4 protein-coding genes are annotated in these 2532 nt (G+C 28.9%); 2 read left to right on the top strand and 2 right to left on the bottom strand.

From position 1 onward, the window contains the following. On the top strand, positions 1 to 394 hold a 394-nt coding region (locus ACRC28_RS08515; RefSeq protein WP_438543028.1), incomplete at its 5' end, for a hypothetical protein. A gap of 66 nt (positions 395 to 460) precedes the next feature. On the opposite strand, the gene ACRC28_RS08520 is transcribed toward ACRC28_RS08515, so the two are convergent. Together ACRC28_RS08520 and ACRC28_RS08525 are read right to left on the bottom strand one after the other, a co-directional pair. Next, positions 461 to 958: a hypothetical protein gene (locus ACRC28_RS08520; protein ID WP_438543029.1), complete on the bottom strand. Its 498-nt coding sequence runs from the start codon at positions 956 to 958 to the stop codon at positions 461 to 463. Positions 959 to 960: 2 nt separating this feature from the next. Continuing rightward, positions 961 to 1437, bottom strand: coding sequence for a hypothetical protein (locus tag ACRC28_RS08525; RefSeq protein WP_438543030.1), 477 nt, complete (start codon positions 1435 to 1437; stop codon positions 961 to 963). A 165-nt stretch (positions 1438 to 1602) separates the two neighbouring features. Between ACRC28_RS08525 and ACRC28_RS08530 the strand changes: the two genes are divergently transcribed. Next, the coding region (locus tag ACRC28_RS08530; RefSeq protein WP_438543031.1) for a DUF11 domain-containing protein at positions 1603 to 2532 on the top strand (930 nt) is incomplete at its 3' end.

Consider the following 2532-nt stretch of genomic DNA (forward strand, 5'->3'; position numbering starts at 1 on the left):
TAAGAGCAATTTAATAAAGTTAAATGAATTTTCTTCTAATATTCTTGTTTTATCTGATGAGGAACAAGTACTTAAAGAAGCTTCTGAATTTTTAGCAAGACCTAAAAATTCAGAAGAGGAGATTTTAAAAGACATTAATACAACATTGTACACCTTTTATTTTAAAAATGCTGAATATATAGAATTGCCATGGTTTATGAAAGCTATTGATTTAATAAATATAGGACATTATGATATTTTAGAATCAATGGCACTTGATGAAAACTCTAGTGTATATATAACTCCAAGAATTATTAAAAGTGAGATTATCATAAAGACAGGACTATCTTTATTTACCAAAAATAATTTAGAGGGATACACTATGCCAAAAGATAAATTAATGGTAATTAATTAAAAAAAGCTATCTTCTTAGATTTTAAGAAGATAGCTTTTTCTCATATAGCTTAAAGACTAAACTAGACTAATATAGTTGTACATCAACTATTAATGATAGATAAGAATACAAACTATAAGGCCCCTTAACCCTTACTGAATAGTCTTCGACTATAGGATTAATTAGAAATCTGTTATTTCTAACTAAAGAGCAAAGAGCAGTTTCGTTATAAACAGCTGGTAGCACAACATAAACTGATTTTATATCTGTATATTTTAATACAGATGAAGTTTTAGCTTCACAATCACCAGAAGCGTAGATTATTTTTTGGAAAATAGATATATCTATTAAAAGCTTGTACCCTGTTAACTTTTGTCCCTCAAAAGAAATTGCAACAGGTGTAGTTATAAGTTTTACTGATGATACTGTAGGCTCAACATCACTTGAAACAACAGTAGCTATTGAAGGCTGATATTTGCAAAGGTCTATTGCCTTTGCAAAAGGAAGTCTTGAGAAAAATCTCAATTCCCTTCTATCATCATCATCACAAAAACAACCTTTTAAATCTTTAAATGAAAATGCCATAATTAACAACCTCCTATAAGCTGCTCTGCTGTAACTAAGAATGTTACGCTTGTAAATACAGAGTCTTCAGTTTCTACTGTGTAATATAAATCTTCAATAAATATATTTGCATTTACATCAAAACTATTATTAAAAGTTTTAGATAAAGATATTGGAATAATAGTGCTATATAGTGAGCTAAAGCTATGAACAGTTGCATTGTTGATGCCTGACACATATTGGAAGCTAACTTTAATGTCTACTATAACAATAAGGGTATTTCCAGTTAGGCTATATCCTTCAGCAGATGTCCCAATAGGGGAAGAAACAACCCTTTTTTCAGAAATTTCTATACTTATTTTATCATCAATAATTTCAAGTATAGCTGGCATTGAGTTTGGAATACATACTTTAAAGTCCTCAGTGATTTGAGTAAAATCAGTTACATCTGTTGGCATACAAAGAGTATCTAATCTTGTAGTATTTTTGTAATTCATCATTTTGTTTATCTCCTTATAAATATAGTTGCACTTTATTTATTAATATCAATAAATAAATGAACTATATAGATTGATATTTAATAATATATTATGAGCGATTTCTTATAGGGTTGATAATATTTTATAAGTAATAAATAGTTAATATAAATAAGGAGGGATAACGGTATGTCTGTTGTACCTAATACAATACCGAATACAGGTATAATAAACTATCAGTATCAAGTAGATCCAAGTCTACCATTAGAGGCTGATAGCGCAGAAAGTAATTTAGTTATAACTAAATTAAATAATGCTGATTTAACTATAACTAAACAAGTAGATAAAAAAGGTGCAGACCTTCAAGATGTCTTACTTTATACTTTAGTTGTAAAAAATTTAGGTAATACAAATGCAAATGAGGTAGTTATAAAAGATACAATTCCAAGTGGAACAGAATTTATAAACAATTCAGTAACTGTTGATAATATACCACAGCCAGGGGTTAATCCTGAAACTGGTATACCTGTTAGCAATATTCCATCAGATGGGGTTGTTACTATCACATTTAATGTTCAAATTGTTACATTACCAACAGTAAATCCAATTCCAAATGATGCAAATGTTGCCTATAAGTACACTGTAGACCCAAGTATAGTAAATGGAAAAGCTAGTGGTGCATTATCAAATGTAGTTACAGTGCCAGTAAGTCATGCAGAACTTGCAAATATAAAGGGTGTTGATAGAAATTTTGCAACAGTAGGTGATAATGTTGAATATACATTAACTCTTTCAAATAGTGGTAATGTTGATGCAACAAATGTAATTTTATACGACACAATTCCAAAAGATACAGTATTTATAGTTGATTCAGTAATAGTAGATGGTGTTAATAAGCCTGGTGTTAACCCAGAAAGTGGTATTCAAATTGGAACTATAAAACCTAATCAACAAGTTCAAATTAAATTTAAAATTTCTATAACAACTATACCAAGCATAAATCCAGTTCCAAATAATGCTAGAGTATCTTACAATTATACTGTTGAAAATGTTGGGACTAAATCTATAAATAAAGAAACAAACTTTGTTAATACAAGAGTTAATGATGCTGATGTAGCT

The sequence above is a fragment of the Clostridium sp. genome (genome assembly GCF_051650885.1).
Classification (GTDB): Bacteria; Bacillota; Clostridia; order Clostridiales; family Clostridiaceae; genus Clostridium.